This window comes from Bradyrhizobium sp. CW1 (assembly GCF_023100665.1).
GTDB classification, from domain to species: Bacteria; Pseudomonadota; Alphaproteobacteria; order Rhizobiales; family Xanthobacteraceae; genus Bradyrhizobium; species Bradyrhizobium canariense_D.
Genome location: NZ_CP064684.1, coordinates 5832598 through 5849940, shown reverse-complemented (window position 1 = coordinate 5849940; position 17343 = coordinate 5832598). Strand labels below are relative to the sequence as shown.

Annotated in this window: 20 protein-coding genes and 1 riboswitch; of the genes, 3 read left to right on the top strand and 17 right to left on the bottom strand. The window is 64.3% G+C overall.

Annotated elements, in window-relative coordinates; genetic code table 11:
* Positions 1-463: 463 nt before the first annotated feature.
* The 5 genes from clpS to IVB54_RS28445 are packed head-to-tail and all read right to left on the bottom strand — an operon-like array spanning position 464 to position 3206.
* Positions 464-769, bottom strand: coding sequence for an ATP-dependent Clp protease adapter ClpS (gene clpS / locus IVB54_RS28465; protein WP_007594672.1), 306 nt, complete (start codon positions 767-769; stop codon positions 464-466).
* A gap of 43 nt (positions 770-812) precedes the next feature.
* A complete protein-coding gene (locus IVB54_RS28460) occupies positions 813-1154 on the bottom strand; it encodes a DUF190 domain-containing protein (protein WP_085384121.1) in 342 nt (113 codons plus the stop codon).
* Between the two features lie 2 nt (positions 1155-1156).
* Positions 1157-1585, bottom strand: coding sequence for a fluoride efflux transporter CrcB (gene crcB, locus IVB54_RS28455; RefSeq protein ID WP_018456248.1), 429 nt, complete (start codon positions 1583-1585; stop codon positions 1157-1159).
* Positions 1586-1591: 6 nt separating this feature from the next.
* Positions 1592-1990, bottom strand: coding sequence for a fluoride efflux transporter CrcB (crcB, locus tag IVB54_RS28450; protein WP_162847276.1), 399 nt, complete (start codon positions 1988-1990; stop codon positions 1592-1594).
* A gap of 7 nt (positions 1991-1997) precedes the next feature.
* On the bottom strand, positions 1998-3206 hold the full coding sequence (locus IVB54_RS28445) for an MFS transporter (protein ID WP_051112995.1): 1209 nt from the start codon (positions 3204-3206) through the stop codon (positions 1998-2000).
* A 126-nt stretch (positions 3207-3332) separates the two neighbouring features.
* A riboswitch (Fluoride riboswitch) is annotated at positions 3333-3410 on the bottom strand.
* Positions 3411-3696: 286 nt separating this feature from the next.
* Here IVB54_RS28445 and IVB54_RS28440 point away from each other — a divergent pair.
* On the top strand, positions 3697-4581 hold the full coding sequence (locus IVB54_RS28440; RefSeq protein WP_018456251.1) for a DUF1194 domain-containing protein: 885 nt from the start codon (positions 3697-3699) through the stop codon (positions 4579-4581).
* A 175-nt stretch (positions 4582-4756) separates the two neighbouring features.
* The gene (locus IVB54_RS28435; RefSeq protein WP_018456252.1) at positions 4757-5389 is read left to right on the top strand and encodes a hypothetical protein; all 633 of its coding nucleotides are present in this window, start codon (positions 4757-4759) and stop codon (positions 5387-5389) included.
* Positions 5390-5393: 4 nt separating this feature from the next.
* Here IVB54_RS28435 and IVB54_RS28430 read toward each other — a convergent pair whose 3' ends face one another.
* From IVB54_RS28430 to IVB54_RS28420, 3 genes are all read right to left on the bottom strand, one after another.
* On the bottom strand, positions 5394-5558 hold the full coding sequence (locus tag IVB54_RS28430) for a hypothetical protein (protein ID WP_018456253.1): 165 nt from the start codon (positions 5556-5558) through the stop codon (positions 5394-5396).
* Positions 5534-5911 carry a hypothetical protein gene (locus IVB54_RS28425; RefSeq protein WP_247776541.1) on the bottom strand — a complete coding sequence of 126 codons (378 nt, stop codon included), beginning with the start codon at positions 5909-5911 and terminating at the stop codon, positions 5534-5536. The genes IVB54_RS28430 and IVB54_RS28425 overlap by 25 nt, the downstream gene beginning before the upstream one ends.
* A gap of 268 nt (positions 5912-6179) precedes the next feature.
* Positions 6180-7238, bottom strand: coding sequence for a class I SAM-dependent methyltransferase (locus tag IVB54_RS28420; RefSeq protein WP_018456255.1), 1059 nt, complete (start codon positions 7236-7238; stop codon positions 6180-6182).
* Positions 7239-7405: 167 nt separating this feature from the next.
* Between IVB54_RS28420 and IVB54_RS28415 the strand changes: the two genes are divergently transcribed.
* Positions 7406-8005: a hypothetical protein gene (locus tag IVB54_RS28415; protein WP_018456256.1), complete on the top strand. Its 600-nt coding sequence runs from the start codon at positions 7406-7408 to the stop codon at positions 8003-8005.
* On the opposite strand, the gene IVB54_RS28410 is transcribed toward IVB54_RS28415, so the two are convergent.
* The 9 genes from IVB54_RS28410 to IVB54_RS28370 all read right to left on the bottom strand — a co-directional run bounded on the left by IVB54_RS28410 (position 8006) and on the right by IVB54_RS28370 (position 17127).
* The gene (locus IVB54_RS28410) at positions 8006-9253 is read right to left on the bottom strand and encodes a methyltransferase (protein ID WP_018456257.1); all 1248 of its coding nucleotides are present in this window, start codon (positions 9251-9253) and stop codon (positions 8006-8008) included.
* The gene (locus IVB54_RS28405; RefSeq protein ID WP_026233121.1) at positions 9246-9980 is read right to left on the bottom strand and encodes a TlyA family RNA methyltransferase; all 735 of its coding nucleotides are present in this window, start codon (positions 9978-9980) and stop codon (positions 9246-9248) included. Before IVB54_RS28405 ends, IVB54_RS28410 begins: the two co-directional genes overlap by 8 nt.
* 26 nt (positions 9981-10006) lie before the next feature.
* A complete protein-coding gene (locus IVB54_RS28400) occupies positions 10007-10561 on the bottom strand; it encodes a nucleoside 2-deoxyribosyltransferase (RefSeq protein ID WP_018456259.1) in 555 nt (184 codons plus the stop codon).
* A 33-nt stretch (positions 10562-10594) separates the two neighbouring features.
* Positions 10595-12523 (bottom strand): 1-deoxy-D-xylulose-5-phosphate synthase, encoded by a 1929-nt coding sequence (gene dxs, locus IVB54_RS28395; protein WP_026233122.1) that lies wholly within the window; start codon positions 12521-12523, stop codon positions 10595-10597.
* 175 nt (positions 12524-12698) lie between these two features.
* On the bottom strand, positions 12699-12899 hold the full coding sequence (locus IVB54_RS28390; protein ID WP_085361378.1) for a hypothetical protein: 201 nt from the start codon (positions 12897-12899) through the stop codon (positions 12699-12701).
* Positions 12900-13121: 222 nt separating this feature from the next.
* The gene (locus IVB54_RS28385) at positions 13122-13373 is read right to left on the bottom strand and encodes an exodeoxyribonuclease VII small subunit (protein ID WP_007594646.1); all 252 of its coding nucleotides are present in this window, start codon (positions 13371-13373) and stop codon (positions 13122-13124) included.
* A gap of 73 nt (positions 13374-13446) precedes the next feature.
* Entirely contained in the window at positions 13447-14376 is a 930-nt protein-coding gene (locus IVB54_RS28380) for a histone deacetylase family protein (RefSeq protein ID WP_018456262.1), read from the bottom strand.
* 133 nt (positions 14377-14509) lie between these two features.
* Positions 14510-16168: a bifunctional metallophosphatase/5'-nucleotidase gene (locus IVB54_RS28375; RefSeq protein ID WP_018456263.1), complete on the bottom strand. Its 1659-nt coding sequence runs from the start codon at positions 16166-16168 to the stop codon at positions 14510-14512.
* A 200-nt stretch (positions 16169-16368) separates the two neighbouring features.
* On the bottom strand, positions 16369-17127 hold the full coding sequence (locus IVB54_RS28370; RefSeq protein WP_018456264.1) for an enoyl-CoA hydratase-related protein: 759 nt from the start codon (positions 17125-17127) through the stop codon (positions 16369-16371).
* Positions 17128-17343 lie beyond the last annotated feature (216 nt).

Below are 17343 nucleotides of genomic sequence, written 5' to 3'. Positions count from 1 at the left end.
TATATTTGAAGTGCGATTTGAAGGCGGATGCCGCCCTTGGCCCGGATCGTCGCTCGACGTGAACAGGCGGTCGACAAGGTTTGCTTGCCATTACCTCGGGGTTTTGGGGCCAGGCAGGCTTATCCAATCATGAATGTGCGAGGCCGTTTCACTCAATCGCGCCGCCTTGAGCAGCGATTCCCGCTGAACGCCGGGCGGGGCAATCTCTGCGCGACGGCGAGCCTCGGCTGCCAATTGGGCAATGCGATTGCTCAGAGGGATGGTGCGCTTGGTGGTGTCTTGCATAGGACGCTCCGCATTGGGCGGGAGCGCAAAGACTCTCTCAGTCACCGATGGATGCCGTGATGAGCCGGTGATGGCTCAGCATGCGCCTGTTGACAGCCAATAGATACACTATTCGGCAGAGCAGATTCGGCGCCGAAATCGAAAGCGGGCGCAAAAGCACCAAAGCCGGACCGGTGCACTATTCCTCCGGCTCCGTGGTGAACAGCAGGGGATAGCCCTTGGTGCGGCCGGCATCCGTTGCGCGGGTAGCCTTGGTCTCGGCGACGTCCTTGGTGAAGACCGCGACCACGCAGGCGCCGAGCTTGTGGGCGGTGATCATCACCTTGTAGGCCTGATCCTCGGTCATGCGGAACTCGGCCTTGAGGATCATCGTGACGAATTCGCGGGGCGTAAAGTCGTCGTTGATCAGGATGACCTTATGCAGCTTCGGCCGCTCGACCTTGGTCTTCGTCCTGGTTTTCGGTTTGGCAACGGTATCGTTCATTCCGCCTCCCGGATATGGCGGGCTCGGGTTCCTGCCGGCGCGCTCAGCGCGCGGCCTTCTCACCATATTGCAGGACCTGCACCTTCTCCAAGGTGATCAGGCCGCTCGACATCATGCCATCCAGGATGGGCAGGAATGCATTGATGTTGTCCTCGCTGTCGACGATCTCGATCAGCAACGGCAAGTCTTCCGAGAGCCGCAGAATCTTGGAAGTGTGGAGCCGGCTGGACTTGCCGAAGCCCATCGGGCCGCGCAGCACGGTGGCGCCGGCCAGATGCCGCTCGCGCGCCGTCATCACGATCGCTTCATAGAGCGGCTTGCCGTCGAATTGGTCGTTCTCGCCAAGGAAGATCCGGAGCGAAACTGCCTGATTAAGGATTTGCATGGTCAGCTCCTTCGCAAGCGGTTGGTGCCGCTGGCTATCATATGGCCTGCCCATACCGACACCAGCCAGCAGATGACGGATGCCGCGATATAGGCGAGCGCCGTATATTTCATGCCGCCGTGGAACAGGCGGAAGGTCTCCAGGCTGAAGGTTGAAAAGGTCGTGTAGCCGCCGCAGAACCCGGTCATGACGAACTGCCGGTGCTCGGGCCGCGCCAGCAGGCGGCCGTCGGGCCCGGTCAGCGTCGCGTAGAAGCCGATGATTAGTGAGCCGGTGGCGTTGATGAACAGCGTCGCGACCGGGAAGCCGGAGCCGGTGTCGAGCGCGAGCCCGACCAGATAGCGCGTTAGCCCGCCGACCATGCTGCCGGCGGCAATCCAGGCATAGAGCGTCGCGGTGCGCCAGCGATCGGCAGAGGAGGGGGACTTCATCTGCCTCTAGCCTCCCAGAGTGTCCGCGAGGAGGAAGCCGCAACTGACGGCCGCGAGGCAGAGCACGACCGAGACCGCGAGATTCCCGAGCGCGTGCATCGCCTCGCCGTTGCGCGCCAGCGTCAGCGTTTGCAGGCTGAACGAGGACACCGTGGTGTAGCAGCCAAGAAAGCCGGTGACCGCGAACAGCCATGGATCGGGCGCGGCGAAGACCGAGCCGGGATGGGTCGCCAATGCGCCAAAAATGCCGATCAGGAAGGCGCCGGTGACGTTGACGGTCACGGTGCCCCACGGAAACGTCTCGCCCAGCCGCCGCGCGATCGCGCCGGAGATGAAATAGCGCGCACAGCCGCCCAGCACGCTGCCGATCATAATCGCAAGCACTCCGCTCAGCACGGCGAACAGCCCCCCGTCATCGTTTCTCCTCCGTTGCCAGCCCGTTGCCGACGGCAAATAGTCCCATGAGCGCGACCAGCGCGAAGCCGAGCCCCGCCAGGAACGTGCCGGCCGGACCATAGGCATCCCACAAGGCGCCGGCGATCACGCTTGCGGCCAGCAAGGCAAGGCCGGTGAACAGGTTGAAATAGCCGAACGCGGTGCCGCGCAAGCTCGGTGGCGCTGCGTCGGCGACGAGGGCCGAGAGCAGGCCTTGCGTCAATCCCATATGCAGTCCCCACAGCACGACGCCGAGGGCGAGGCCGCCAAGGTTTGGCAGCAGCGCGAGCGCGAGATCGGCGCCGGCGAGGAAGACGAGGCCGAGCGCGAGCAGGCCGGTGCGGTTGATCCGGTCCGAGAGCGCGCCGGCCGGATAGGCCGACAACGCATAGACGATGTTCATCAGCACCAGCACGGCCGGCACCCACATCGCATTGAGCCCGATATTCTGCGCACGCAGGATCAGGAAGGCCTCGCTGAAACGTGCCAGCGTGAACACGACGCCAACCGCGACCACGCGCCAGTACACGGACCCGAGCTGGCGCATCGCAGCGGTATTCAGCGGATTCCTTGACGGCTCCCGGCCGGGGTCCGGCTCCGGCTCGCTCACCGCGAACGCGATCAGTCCGAACGACAGGAAGCCCGGCAGCACGGCCACCCAGAACACCATCGTAAAATTGTCCGCCGTCCACCACATCAGGCCGATCGCCATCAGCGGCCCGACGAACGCACCGATGGTGTCGAGCGACTGCCGCAGGCCGAAGCTCGCGCCGCGCAGACCGATAGGTGCTATATCGGCGATCAGCGCATCGCGCGGCGCGCCGCGAATGCCCTTGCCGACGCGATCGATGAAGCGCGCGGCAACCAGCCATTCGACGCTGGGGGCAAGCGGGAACAGCGGTTTTGTCAGCGCGGCCAGCCCGTAGCCGAGCGCAGCGAGCAATTTGCGCCGACCGAGCCAGTCGGACAACGCGCCGGAGAAGATCTTCGTGATCGAGGCGGTCGCCTCGGCAATGCCCTCGATGAAGCCGACGGTGAGCGTGGAGGCGCCGAGCACGGTGACGAGATAGACCGGCAGCAGCGCGTGGATCATCTCGGAAGAGACGTCCATCAGCATCGAGACGAAACCGAGCACCCAGATCCCCCTGGGCAGCCCCGCACGCGCAGCATTCGGTGTTGTCGTCATCACGTCCAGGACTTCTCCTCGGCCTCTGCTTGACCTCTCCTCGGCCTTCATCCAGGCAACAAAAAACCCGCCGGCGGCGGGTTTGTCCATGCTCCCGCCGAAGGCAGAGGCCTAGAAATTGCCTCTCCTCAAGCAGGAGTCATCAGCCCACTACGGTCACAGGCCGCCGGGCGGTTGTCGGGGGACTCCATCCCCATCTGTCCGGCCAGCCTAACATGGAAATCGCGCCGGACAAGTGGGCGAGGTGCGCTGTCCAGTGGCCCGTCAGTCCGGGAGCGGACCGCACATGACGGCATGCCGGCGCCAGCGATCGCGCAGTCCAGCGGCGCGAGCGCGGCAACATCGCGGCCGCTTTGCGTACTGCTTCGCAATTCCGCCTGCAAATGCCTAACTGGCAAATGCCTAACCGGAATGTGAAGCGCGAGCGATCTTCGGACTTTGCGGCAAGGCGATTGCATGTCACCATCAGGTCATACGACGGGAGGCTGCGATGCGCTTGCTGTTCTCGATCGGGGCTGTGCTGGTGACCGGCATGTTCGCCGGAGGGGACGTCGCGGGCATCGCGGCACCAGGACCCAAGTTTGAGTCGCCCAGACTGGCGCTACTCAAAAATCAGCCGCAGCGGCAAGCAGCCGACAGAGACGCGCAGACGGTCGATGTCGAACTGATCCTCGCCGTCGACGTCTCCTACTCCATGGACATGGACGAGCTCGCGGTCCAGCGTGAAGGCTATGCGCAGGCGATCCAGTCGAAGGAATTCCTGCAGGCGCTGAAGCTGGGCCCGAACGGCCGGATCGCGGTGACCTATTTCGAGTGGGCCGCTTCGACCGACCAGAAGATCATCATTCCGTGGCGGCTGGTCGACGGACCGGAGACCGCCGATGCCGTCGCCGCCGAAATCCTGAAGACGCCGATCCGGCGTGCCTCGCGCACCTCGATCTCCGGCGCGATCAGTTTCGCGATGCCGCTGTTCGACGAGGATCCCTATCGGGGCTTGCGCCGCGTGATCGACATTTCCGGCGACGGTCCCAACAACAATGGCACTCCGGTCACGATTGCGCGCGACGCAGCGATCGAGAAGGGTATCGTCATCAACGGCCTGCCGATCATGGTCAAGGAACCCTCCTACTCGACTATGGATATCGACAATCTCGATTTCTACTATGAGGATTGCGTCATCGGCGGCCCCGGTTCCTTCGTCATCACGATCAAGGACCGCGATAAGTTCAAGGAAGCCATCCGCACCAAGCTCTTGATGGAGGTTGCGGGCCGTATGCCGGAGCGTCCCGTGATGCGGGTTGCGGAGAAGGACAAGGAGCCGCGTGTGAACTGCATGATCGGCGAGAAGATCTGGTCGGACCGCTGGGGTCGCTGAGCGCGGCCACCGGACGAGACCTTTTGCCCTATTTGCCGGCGATGGAATTTTAACCATGCGTTTACCGTTGCGTGGCCCTAATCGGCTGCTTTCATTTGTTTCCGGATAAGGTTCTGACGTTGCTGTCGGGGCGCGAAAGAAGCGGGCCTGTCAGACACATCCGCCGAGCAACCCAATGGCCATCGTCACCTCGAGCACCAGCCAGATTTCTCCCGCTCTCGAGCGAGTGTATCACCAGAGCTCCCTGCTCGGTGAGTGGAAGGGCAATTGGGCTGGCAACAACCAGCCCGTCAGCTTCAAGGTCGTGAACATCCGCGGGGCCCGGGCGCAAGTCGAGTACACCCATAACGGGCGCACCGAGCGCGGCTTTGGCGAGGTCGCCGGTTCGCTTCTCACCTTCGGCACGGTCACGGTCGGCACCAAGGACGGCAAGAGTCTGGTGCTGTTGTCATCTGCAGGCGCGGGCAAGCAGACCGCGACTCTCGAGAAGCAGGCGCCGCCGGCCTCCGACAGCCGCCTGATGGGAAGCTGGGGCGGCTATTCCAGTGACAATGGCAAGAGCGCGAGCTTCAGGGTGCTCGCTGTCAACGGCAACGAAGCGCAGGTCAGCGTCACCACAGATGGCGTCACCCGTCAGGGCACCGGCACCGTCTACAAGAACGTCATCATGTTCGGCCAGGCGCAGATTGCGACCGACGACGGGCAGAATGGCAAGATCATCTACCAGGTCCGCAACAAGTCCTTCGTGGTGCCCGTGACCAAATATCCGCCGTCGGATACATCGTCCTCGGTGGACAGGACGGCGTAGCAGATCACGGCTGCTGCTCGCTGGACCGCGTCAGCGCCTTCAATTGCCGGTCGATCTGACGCAAGACGTCGCAGGCGGTCGCCAAAGCGCCATTGCCGATCAGTCGCCAGATCTCCGTCGCCTGCTCGTCCAGATGCGGAATTGTCAGCGGTAACCGCGCTGCTTCCATAGCGCACCCTTCTCGTTGATGAGATAGCGCTCGTTCAGTGCGAACACGATCTGCGCAACGCAGGCCAGCGACCGGTAGACGCATCCGGCGATATGGGTCTGCTCGTTACGTGCGGCCGCAAGCTCCGCATTCTCGATGCCGAAGAGGATTTCCCACTGGAAGCGCCGGATCAGGGCATCCCGCAACGGTTGCAGGTAGGGCAGCGCGATCGATTTCAACCGGTTGATCAGGTCTTGCTGATCGCGCAGTGGTTGGCAATAGGCGATCTCGCCCATCCAGATCGCCGAGCAGAAGCCGTGTGGATGGCCGGGCTGGTAGTCCATGGTGATGATGCCGGCCCGACAGGATTCCATGACGACACAGCGTCGGCGTTGCGATAGAGCAGATCGACCCTTTGTCCGCCAACGGACAGCCAGGCACCTCCGATGATCCACGGCCCCCATTCAGCGCCATCGCAAATTCATGGAGAGCGGCTTCGTCGTCCTCCCGTCATGACGGACTCGCGTCGCCTTGTCCGATCGCCAGCTTACGTTGCAGCGCGAGCGAGGGAGGGTGTCGGCGCCGGGCGTGGCTGCAGCATCGGCATGGCATATGCCGCGGCCACGCGCCGGAATCGGAAGATCAGATCCGCGCCTCCAGAATCAGATTGAAGGGCGTTTCAGCGGCGCGGCGGAAGCGCGTCAGTCCGCCCTCTCGCGCGACCTTGCGCAGCCTTGCCTCGCCCGCTTGCGCGCCCAGTGCGAGGCCCACCTCCTGGTCGAGCGAGGCCGGCGTGCAGATCATGGTCGACGCCGCATAATAGACCCGCCCGACCGGGTTGAGATTGTCCTCGAGGCGGTCGCCTGCGAACGGCTCGACCAGCATGCAGGTGCCGTCCTTTGCCATGGTCTCGCGCACGTGGCCGATGGCGCCGACGGGATCGCCCATGTCATGCAGGCAATCGAAGAAGCAGACGAGATCATAGCCCTCGGCCGGATAGGTCTTGGCGGAATGAACAGCGAAGCTGACCCGGTCGCCCAATCCGGCTTCGGTGGCCGCCTTTCGCGCGGCCTCGATCGAACCCTCGTGATAGTCGAAGCCGTAGAAGCGGGAGTTCGGGAAGGCTTCCGCCATCAGCCGTGTCGAGACGCCGTGCCCGCAGCCGACATCGGCGACCTTGGCGCCGCGCTTCAGCTTGTCCACGACGCCGTCGAGCGCGGGCAACCATTCCTGCACCAGATGATGCATGTACCCGGTCCGGAAGAAGCGGGCGGTGCCGCAGAACAGGCACTCGCTGCGCCGGTTCCAGCCGACGCCCTTGCCGGATTTGAATGCGTCCGAGATCTTCGGCTCGTCGAGAAACGCCGAGGCAATGACATTGCCGAACGCGCCGAGGAACACCGGACTGTCCTCATCGGCAAGCGCCATCGCCTGCTCCGGTAGCATCGAGAATTTTGCCGAAGCGGAATCGTATTCGATGTAGCCGGACGCCGCCTGACTCGCGAGCCATTCGCGGACGTAGCGCTCCGCCGTCCCGGTGGCGCTTGCGAGCTCGGACGAGTTCATCGGTCCCTTGGCGGCAAGGGTACGGTAGAGACCGAGCTTGTCCCCGAGCAGGACCAGCGACGCATTCATCGCCGCCCCGAATTCGGTCACCATCTTGCCCATAAAGGCATTCAACTTGTCGGAATTGACCTCCATGACAGCCTCCGTGCTGACGCGCCCCCTTAGGTGGGTCAATCTGGCATGGGGGAAGTTCAAATTGGCAGAAAAACGTGATCCCGGAACTCAGGGAAGAATGGTGTCGCTATGCTGGCATTCATGATGTCTGGTGGGTATAATTCGCAAGCTTTTCGACGGTTATTTGAATGTTCAGGCTTACACCCTCTTGCGGTCTCGCGGTTTTTCTTGCCCTGCTCTGCCTCGGCGAAGCGCCGGCTCATGCGCAAGCCGCACCCCTGCAATATTGGATCCCCGGCGGACCTTTTGGATTCGGCGGTGTTGCCGGCCAGAGCGCCGATAGCTACGGCATTTTCCCGAGCTTCAATGGCGGCGACGCAAGCGGCCGCAGCAATTCGAACGGCTTCTTTGTCGGCAGCCAGCATGGCAATCTCAATTGGAGCGGCCTCAGCCCGGCCGGACTGAGCGGCAATTTCAGCGCGCTCTCCTACGACAGCACGCAGTTCGGCTACAACACCAAGACCGCGGGCGGCATGCCCGTCACGTTCTTTGCCGGGTTCGACACCCTGAAATACGGCGGCGGCATTGGCAGCTCGCTTGCGCCGCTCACCTCCAGCGCCTCGCCCGGCTACGGCGCATTTGCGGGTGTCGAGTTCAAGCCGACCTCCAACCTCAGCCTGTCGTTTGGGGCCGGGTTCACCCAGCAGGACTCGGGCCGCATGGACAGCGATCTCAGATCGAACATGCTGCCCGGCGAGTCGCCGGCGTTGAGTGGCCTTCGACGCTAACTAGCGCGTGAACTTCGCAACGAGCTCGACATGCGGCGTGTGGCGGAACTGATCCACCGGCACGACTACGTCGATCTTGTACCCGCCATCGATCAGCAGCCGCGCGTCGCGGGCAAAGGTCGCGACGTTGCAGGAGACCGCGACCACCACAGGCACCTTGCTCGCGGCGAGCTTCAAGGCCTGCGCCTGCGCGCCCTGGCGCGGCGGGTCGAACACGATGGCGTCGAAATCGCGCAGCTCCGGTGCCACCAGGGGACGGCGAAACAGATCGCGCGGCTCGGCCTTGATCGGCTTGAGACCCGGCGTGCGCGCGGCCTTTGCGAGCGCCGTAATGGCGCCGGCGTCGTTGTCATGGGCAGTGACGCGGGCCTTCTCGGCGAGTCGCAACGCGAACGGACCAACGCCGCAGAAGAGATCGAGAACGTTCTTCGCCTTGCCGATGCGCTCGGCGACCAGCGACGCGAGCGTCTCTTCGCCGGCGACGGTCGCCTGCAGGAATGAGCCCGGCGGCAGCGTCACCTCGGCGCGGCCCATCTGCAGGGTCGGTGGCAGGCGTTGCAGCACCAGTTCGCCGTGCCGTGTCAGCCGCGCCAGGCGGTGCTGCTCGGCGACGCGCGACAGCGCCGTCACGAGCGACGTGGGCAGCGGGCCGGAGCCGCGCACGTCGACATCGAGACCGTTGGCGGTCGCGGTGACCTGGATGTCCAGCGGTTTCGTCACCGGCATTTTGGACGTCAGCAGCTCGGCGAGCGCCCAACCGGCATCGAGTGCACCCTCGAGCCCGGGATCGAGGATCGGGCAGCGATCAATCGGGATGACGTCGTGCGCGCTGGCAGCCGAAAAGCCGACCTTGAGGATGTCATGGGTGCCGAACCGGCCGTGCAGCGTGATGCGCCTGCGCCCCGCGCCGTGAGCGTCGACCAGCGGCGTCACCTCGCAGTCGATGCCGGCCTGGGCCAGGGTCTCGACCACGATGCCGCGCTTCCAGGCGTGATACGGTTCAGTCGCCCAGTGCTGGATCGCGCAGCCGCCGCAGACGCCGAAATGCGGACAGAACGGCGCGACGCGCTCGGGACTGGCGACGTCCACTACCAGCAGCTTGCGGCGGTCGGGATGATTACCGACGACATGATCGACTTCGACGGTCTCGCCGCCGAGCGTGTAGGGCACATAGATGGCATCGCCAGCGTCGAGCGAGACGCCGTCGCCGCGATGGCCGACGTGATCGATCGTCACGCGCTCAACCACGGCGCGCGCCCAGGAAGAATTCGATGTTGCCGTCGCCGCCGGTGATCGTCGACGGGAACACCTCGATATCGGTGCAGCCGAGCGAGGCAGCAAAGGCGGCGATGTCGTCGCAGATCTCGCGGTGCACGGCGGCGTCGCGGACGATGCCCTTCTTGTTGTGCTTCCGGTCCGCCTCGAATTGCGGCTTGATCAGCGCCAGCAGGCTCATCGGCGCGGCGGCCAGCGACAGCGCGATGGGCAGCACCGTCTTGAGCGAGATGAAGCTGACGTCGATCACGACGACATCGGGCCGCGCCGGCAGGCGCTTGCCGTCATAGGCGCGGATGTCGGTCTCTTCCATCGACACGATCTTGGCGTGACCGCGCAGCGAGGGATGCAACTGGCTGGTGCCGACATCGAGGGCAAAGACGAGGCTCGCGCCATTCGCCAGCAGTACCTCGGTGAATCCGCCGGTGGAGGCGCCGACGTCGAGGCAGACATGGTCCTCGATCTCGATCGGGTAGCGCTCCAGCGCGCCGGCGAGCTTGACGCCGCCGCGGGAGACGTAGGGGTGCGCGGGCTCGGCCTGGATCACGGCGTCCTCGGCGATGGTCTCCGACGGCTTTGCGACCTGCTTGTCGTCGGCGGTGACGAGCCCGGCCTCGATCGCCGCGCGCGCCCGCGCCCGGCTCTCGAACAGGCCGCGCTCGACCAGCAGAACATCCGCGCGCTTGCGGGCAGGGGACATCATCTCTCCGAAGACGCCTGAGGCGCTTATGTAGCGATCAATCGCGCGGCCGCCATCCGGACGCAAGCCTCGAACGCGGCCAGATCGTGCCAGACGTCGATCGGCATCTGCGCCGGCGTCACCAGCGGGCAGCCATGCAGCTCCAGCGCGTGGATCATCATGAGATTGTCGACGAGGCCAAAATCCTCGACCGTCAGCCCCTGCGCGTCGACCAGCCGTCCGTCTTCGGACGTCACGTCCATGAAGCGACTGACACGGTCGGCATAGGCGGCACCGTCATTGGAATAGGCGAGGCAGAACTTGCGGCGGCCGGCCATGTAGCCGAGCTCGTAGACGGTGCCGGGATCGGCGCCGGCGCCGCGGAACGGCGTGAGGTTGGCGATGATCGCATCGGCCGCGTCCATCATCGCCTCGTTGCCGCAAAAGATCTGCCGCGAGGCGTCGGGCGCGGCGAGGTCGATTTCGTTGTCGAGGGGATAGAGGCCGGTGACGCCGTGCGCGGCACAGACCGCGACTTTGTGCCGGCCGATCTCGACCGCATCTGGCAGGAACACGTCGGGGCCTGCCAGATAGATTTTCATCACAGCTGCTTCGCGGAAGGTCGAAGCTCGCTATCAGGCGAGCTTGACCGTCTCGGCCTTGACGTCCTTGCCGAGCGCCTCGAACACCTTGGCGACGATGCCCTTGGCGTCGAGACCGGCACGACCGTACATCGCCGCCGGGGTGTCGTGGTCCTGGAACACGTCGGGCAGCACCATGGTGCGGAACCGCACCAGGCCGCTGTCGAGCGCGCCCTGATCGGTCAGATATTGCGCGACATGCGAGCCGAAACCGCCGACCGAGCCTTCCTCGATCGTGATCAGGATCTCGTGGTCGCGCGCGAGCTTGAGCACGAGCTCGGTGTCCAGCGGTTTCATGAAGCGCGCATCAGCGATCGTGGTCGAAAGGCCGTGGGCTGCAAGCTCGTCGGCGGCCTTCTCGCATTCGGCGAGGCGCGTGCCGAAGGAGAGCAGGGCGATCTTGCTGCCCTGGCGGACGATGCGGCCCTTGCCGATCTCGAGCGGAATGCCGACTTCGGGCATCTCGATGCCTCGGCCTTCGCCGCGCGGATAGCGCAGCGAGCTCGGACGATCATTGATCGCGACCTGGGTTGCAACCATGTGCACCAGCTCGGCTTCATCGGACGCGGCCATGATCACCATGTTCGGCAGACAACCGAGATAGGCGTTGTCGAACGAACCGGCATGGGTGGCGCCGTCGGCGCCGACGAGGCCGGCGCGGTCGATGGCGAAGCGAACCGGCAGGCTCTGGATCGCGACGTCATGCACGATCTGGTCGTAGCCGCGCTGCAGGAACGTCGAGTAGATCGCGCAGAACGGCTTGTAGCCCTCGGTGGCGAGACCGGCGGCGAACGTCACTGCGTGCTGCTCGGCGATGCCGACGTCGAAGGTGCGGTCCGGGAACGCCTTGTTGAAGATGTCGACGCCGGTGCCGGAAGGCATGGCCGCGGTGATGGCGACGATCTTGTCGTCCTTCTCCGCTTCCTTGACGAGGCTCTGGCCGAATACGTTCTGATAGGCCGGCGCGTTCGGCTTGGACTTGGCCTGGGTGCCGGTCGCGACGTCGAACTTGACGACCGCGTGGTACTTGTCGGCGGAGGCTTCCGCCGGGCCGTAGCCCTTGCCCTTCTGCGTCACGACGTGGAGCAGGATCGGGCCGGTCTCCATGTCGCGCACGTTCTTCAGCACCGGCAGGAGATGGTCGAGGTTGTGGCCGTCGATCGGGCCCACGTAATAGAAGCCGAGCTCCTCGAACAGCGTGCCGCCATCCATCATGAAGCCGCGGGAATATTCCTCGACGCGGTTGGCTCGGTTGGCGAGGATCTTGGGCAGGCGCTGGTTGATCTGCTTGGCCACATCGCGCAGCGTGCGATAGGTCTTGCCCGAGTAAAGCCGCGACAGATAGGCGCTCATCGCGCCGACCGGCGGCGCGATCGACATGTCGTTGTCGTTGAGGATGACGATCAGGCGCGAGTTCATCGCCCCCGCATTGTTCATGGCCTCATAGGCCATGCCCGCCGACATCGCGCCGTCACCGATGACGGCGATAACGTTGTTCTTGCCGCCGGAGAGGTCGCGCGCGACCGCCATGCCGAGGCCGGCGGAGATCGAGGTCGAGGAATGCGCGGCGCCGAACGGATCGTAATCGCTCTCGCTGCGCTTGGTGAAGCCGGACAGGCCGCCGCCGGTGCGCAGCGTGCGGATGCGATCGCGCCGGCCGGTGAGGATCTTGTGCGGATAGGCCTGGTGGCCGACGTCCCAGATCAGCCGGTCGCGCGGGGTGTCGAAGACGTAATGGATTGCAGTGGTGAGCTCGACCACACCAAGGCCTGCGCCGAAGTGACCGCCGGTCACCGAGACGGCATCGATGGTCTCCTGACGCAGCTCGTCGGCGACCTGGCGAACCTGCTCGACCTTGAGTTTGCGCAGGTCGTCCGGCGTCCGGATGGTGTCGAGAAGCGGCGTTTTACTATATGCGTTCACGGCGATTTCCAATTTGTCAGCGCCGGAAGATCGTTCCGGCGCGCGATGGGTTTGCTCAATATCGGCGCAGCGCGAGTCCTTAAACCGTCGGAGCCACCTGCATGGGGCAAAGCCCCGTCTTCAAGCTTAGGTGAGCTTAAGTGCTCTCCGGTTCAGTCTCTGTGATCCCTGTCACTTAGATCGGCTTCGTCCATCCCAGCCAATTCATCAGCAGTTTGAAGCGCTTGTCGTCGGTAATCAGTGCCCACGCAAGGCTTACAAAAAGCCACACTCCGCGCAGCTTTACACCAAAGCTTGGGCCAAAGCCAACCCGCTGGGCCCGATTACGGGCATGCACCTGCAACCCGCGGGCCAGAGTGGTTAATCCTGGCGCCATCGGAAGGGTTCCAAGCTAGCCCGGTTCCTCGGCAAGGTTTTTCGCGTGGGGAAGCTATTTTTAGGCCGGATTCAGGAGGACGAGGGGCGCTCTGAGGGAGGTTCCATAATCTCCGGAGCGCCGGTTCCCTGGAATCAAGCAGCAGCAACGCCGACGGCGGCGTGCGATCATGAAAAATTGCCGGTGCGCGCTGCGTGAGATAGGCGGCTTTGAAGGCGGCCCTTACTGGACGTCGAGCGGCGCGGTGCCGGTCGCCTGGCCGCTGGCATCGGTGGTGATCTTGTCGACGCGCGCCTCGGCCTGGCGCAGCAACTCCTCGCAGCGGCGCTTCAGGGCCTCGCCGCGCTCGTAGATCGTCACGGATTCCTCGAGCGGCACCTTGCCGTCCTCGAGCCGTTTCACGATCGTTTCGAGCTCCTCGATGGCGCGTTCGAAGGTCAGCCTGGAGATGTCGATTTGGGTATTTTCGGCCATATAAGTTTCCGATTGCCCGATTCGCTTCACGTCGGAGAAAGCAAAGTTTTGCGGGCGCAATGTGGCGGGTGTGTCAGGCGCCCATCAGGGCGCCGACATGCGCCGTAACAGATTCTTTCAGTCCTTGCAGGTCGTAGCCGCCCTCGAGCACAGAAACAACGCGCCCTCCGGCGGTCTTGTCAGCGAGGTCCATCAACTTACGCGTCACCCAGGCATAATCCTCCGCGCGCAAATTCAGCGACGCCAGCGGATCGCGATAATGCGCGTCGAAGCCGGCAGAGATGACGAGCAGCTCCGGGCTGAATTTTTCGAGCTGCGGCAGGATCAGATTCTCGAACGCGATGCGGAATTCCGGCCCGCCGTCCTCGGAGGCGAGCGGTGCGTTGACGATGGTGTCGTGGTCGCCGCGCTCGCTCTTGGCACCGGTGCCCGGAAACAGCGGCATCTGGTGCGTCGAGCAGTACATCACGGTCGGGTCCGACCAGAAAATATCCTGCGTGCCGTTGCCGTGATGCACGTCGAAATCGACGATGGCCGCGCGCTTGATGCCGTATTTACGCTGCGCGTGGCGCGCGGCGATGGCGACGTTGTCGAAGAAGCAGAAACCCATCGGCTTGCCGATCTCGGCGTGGTGGCCGGGCGGGCGCACCGCGACGAAGGCGTTGCGATGCTCGCCCGCCATCACCGCTTCGGTCGCCGCGACCGCGCCGCCGACGCCGCGCATCACCGCTTCCCACGTGCCAGGCGACATCGAGGTGTCGCCATCGATATAGACCTGTCCGCTGGTCGGCGCGATGTGGCGCAGCTCCGTGACGTAGTGCTCGTTGTGGCAGAGCGTGACGAGGTCGAGATCGCCCTCCGGCGCCTGGTCGCGCACCAGGAACTGGAAGCGCTCATGCGACAGCGCTTCCTCCACCGCGCGCAGGCGGTCCGGCCTTTCAGGGTGTCCCGGCGGCGTGACGTGGTCGAGGCAGGCCTTGTGGGAGAGGAGAAGCGTACTCATCAGTCGGCCTCATGGGATGCGGGCTCTCGACGTCGCTTGGCGCATCCGGCGCCAAAACGCAAATGCAAAACCCAATCTATGCGTTCCCCCGGGAATGGCAAAGGGTGTCCCGGAGCGGCCTGTTTGATCCGGATCAATTCACGCGCAGGATGCGGCTCAGCGGCAGCGGTCCGATCGGTCCGTGCGCCCGGAAGAACGCGAACAGCGCGTCAGCGTCGTAGCCGCCATATTGCGGCCCCGTGCCTTGTTTGGCGACCGTAAACCCGTCGCCCCCGACTGCGAGGTAATCGTTGAGGGTGACGCGGTAGCCGCTTCCGGCTTCGATCAGCCTGCCATTGAGCGTCATCTTCTCGTTGATCACGCGCTCGCCGTATGGCTTCGCCGCATCCCAGGCGTAACTGAACCCGTTCGAGACCTGGAGAATCCGCGGCCGCTTCGGATCGAGCCATTGCTGCTCCAGCATGTCCTTGAGCTGGCTGCCCGTGAGCGTCATGGTGACGAGCCGGTTGCGGAACGGCTGGCTGGCGAAAACGTCGCCGAAGGTGATCGCGCCGTTCTCCTTTGGCACGATGTCGGTGCGGATGCCGCCGGGATTGGTGAGCGCGATGACGGCGCTGCCGTCCTTGGCGTCCCTGGTCGCGGCCAGCTGCGCGTCCGCAATGACGTCACCGAGCGGGCTTTCGCCGGCCTCGTTCGGCACGCGTGACAGCGTCTGCGTCACCGATCCAGCCGGGCGATTGGCGATCGGCGCCGAAAGCCTGTCGTAAGCGTCGATCAATGCGGTCTGCTCGGGATCCCTAGGCAGCGAGGCATTGGCGACGAGGACGTTCTCGGCCCTAGCGCTGACGATGTCGCGCGTTGCCGGATCGAGCTTGAGGTCGATCGCGGTGACCAGAGTACCGTATTTGTCGCCGCTGGTGACGAGCCGCCCGTCAATATCGCAGACATAAGCACGATGGGTGTGGCCACTGACGACGAGGTCGACGGCGCGATCGATTTTTTTCACGATGTCGACGATCGGCCCCGTGATAGCAGGGCATTCATTGTAGTCGCCGGCCGGCTCGCCGCCCTGGTGGATCAGCACTACGATCGCCTCGACCCCACCCGCTTTCAGCTGCGGCACCAGCGCGTTCACCGTTTCGGCTTCGTCGCGGAATTCGAGGCCGGTGATGCCCGATGGCGAGACGATGCCCGCGGTGTCCTTCAAGGTCAGCCCGATGAAGGCGATGGGGATGCCTTCGAATTCCCTGATCTCGTAAGGCGGCAGCACGCTCTTGCCCGTCGCCGTCTCGATGGTGGACGCCGCTAGATAGCGGAATCTGGCGCCCGTAAAGGAATGCGGCCCCTGACAGCCGTCGACGGGATGACAGCCCCCGTTCTGCATCCGCAGGAGCTCGGTCTTGCCTTCGTCGAATTCGTGATTGCCGACCGAGCTGATCGCGAGCCCCATCATCGAGAGCGACTCGATCGAAGGTTCGTCGTGGAACATCGCCGACAGGAACGGGCTCGCGCCGATCAGGTCGCCGGCGGCGACGAAGATCGTGTTCTTGTGGCCCTCGCGCAGCTGCTTCACCAGCGTCGCCATGTATTCGGCACCGCCGGCCGCCACCATCACCTTCCTGGCCTTGTCCTCGGGATCGCTGATCCGGATGCCGCCCGGCGGCGGGCGCAGATTGCCGTGGAAATCGTTGATCGCCAGGATGCGCAGCTCGACGGGTGCGGCGGTTTGGGCGGACGCGGGCAGGGCGGCGAGCGCGAGCGAGAAGACGGTCAGCCGGAGAACATGTTGCATGAAACCAGACTAGTCGTTCCGCACGAAGATTTCACGAAGCTTTCTTCCTTCTCCCCGTCTCGAGAAGGTGTCGCGAAGCGCCGGATGAGGGGGGGTCTCCGCAAATTCAAATGTGAGTTCGACTCGCGGATAGAACCCGTCACCCGTCTCGCCGCTTTGCGGCGAGCCAGGCTCTCCCGCCATGGGAGAGGGAAGACAGCCTACCGCTTCTTCCTGTTCATAAACGCGTTGAACGCGGCGGTGGCTTCTTCCGACTTCAGCCGCTCGCCGAACAGATGGGCCTCCTGATCGATGCGGCGGGTGAGCTCCTCGGATGCGACGCGGAGCAGTTTGCGCGAGATCGCGACCGCTTCGGCGGGAAGCCGGCAGATGTCGCGCGCCACCTTGCGTGCCTCGACCTCGGTATGACCCGGCGAGACCACGGTGTTGACGAAGCCGGCGGCATGCGCTTCCGCGGCCGTAAAAGTCCGTCCCATCACCAGCATGGCGAAGGCGCGCTGGTAGCCCATCGTGTTCGGCATCAAGAGGCTGGACGCGCCGACCGGCACGAGCCCGAGATGGATGTAGGGCGCGGAGAAGGTCGCCGCGTTCGAGGCCAGCACATAGTCGCAATGGAACAGCATCACGGTGCCCATGCCGATCGACGCGCCGTCCACGGCCGCGATCACCGGCTTGGCGTTGAGAGCTAGCGAATAGAGAAACTTGGCGCCGTCGGACAGCGTCTCGGGGCGCGACGTGTCGGCGTGCATGAAATCGTCGATGTCGTCGCCGGCGGTGAACACGCCGGAGCCCCCGGTGATGATCATGCAGCGGATGTCGGGATTGTTCTGCGCGGTGTCGATCGCGCGGCTCATCTCCCGATACATGTCCTGCGTGATCGCGTTCTTCTTGCTCGGGCGGCGCAGGGTGATCACGCGCGTTCCGCGCTCTTCGCTGACGACGATATTGCCATTCGGCATGAGGGGCCCCTGCGGTCGCCGCGATACTGACATTGCTAGACTCGCGAAACGTCAGCCTACATCATCTTGCAGGCGTGCCAATGCGCTAGCGCGACCTTTTGGAGACCGAATTCGCCCGAGACGGGCGCATCACGCTCGCCGCCGTGTTCCGCGTTGCAATGATCAACCGCCATTTTCGATTGAAAAACCATTGGTTGTGGTGCACGATCGCCTCGC